Below are 576 nucleotides of genomic sequence, written 5' to 3'. Positions count from 1 at the left end.
TTAGTTGACCTCAAATTTGGAAAGTGTCGGATGTCGGTTGCTGTCAAACAATCGAGTCCTTTTCGCAGTCCAGTTGAGTTACCGCTTCATAGTCGAGTTGCTTCTAAGTTTGTTCATTGTGCGAGTGAATATTTTGAGAGTTTAGATCTTCCTGTAGAGATTATACCGCTTTCGGGTTCAGTCGAACTTGGGCCGATTACGGGAATGTCGGAAGCTATTGTTGATTTAGTTTCTACAGGTCGGACGTTAAAGCAAAATGGTTTAATTGAAATAGAGGTTTTGTTTGAAAGTACCGCTCAGTTAATTGTTCATCCGTTGAGTTATCGGGTCAATACAGGGGGATTAAAAACGGTGGTTGAAAAAGTGCGATCAAAAATATTAGCACTTGTGTAATATGATTCTATAAATGTTGTCAAAATGACTGTTCAAGACGACCGTCGCGAAAATGAATTAATTCATATTTTTGAGTTAAGAAAACCTGATCTACCGACTCGAAGCGGTGTTGATGCGGTTTTAGATTGGAATCACCAACAAATTCCTTAGCTTCGGTGACAACCGTTCGAAGATCGGAAGAGC

At 39.9% G+C, this 576-nt stretch carries 2 protein-coding genes; both read left to right on the top strand.

Annotation, left to right across the window (positions count from 1 at the left end; translation table 11 throughout):
- The coding region (gene hisG / locus M595_RS28400) for an ATP phosphoribosyltransferase (protein ID WP_040484809.1) at positions 1-393 on the top strand (393 nt) is incomplete at its 5' end.
- A gap of 24 nt (positions 394-417) precedes the next feature.
- On the top strand, positions 418-543 hold the full coding sequence (locus tag M595_RS32805) for a hypothetical protein (protein ID WP_023068008.1): 126 nt from the start codon (positions 418-420) through the stop codon (positions 541-543).
- Positions 544-576 lie beyond the last annotated feature (33 nt).

Source organism: Lyngbya aestuarii BL J (genome assembly GCF_000478195.2).
GTDB lineage: Bacteria > Cyanobacteriota > Cyanobacteriia > Cyanobacteriales > Microcoleaceae > Capilliphycus > Capilliphycus aestuarii.
The sequence above is the reverse complement of the archived record's forward strand: the minus strand, read 5'-3'. Positions and strand labels throughout refer to the sequence as shown.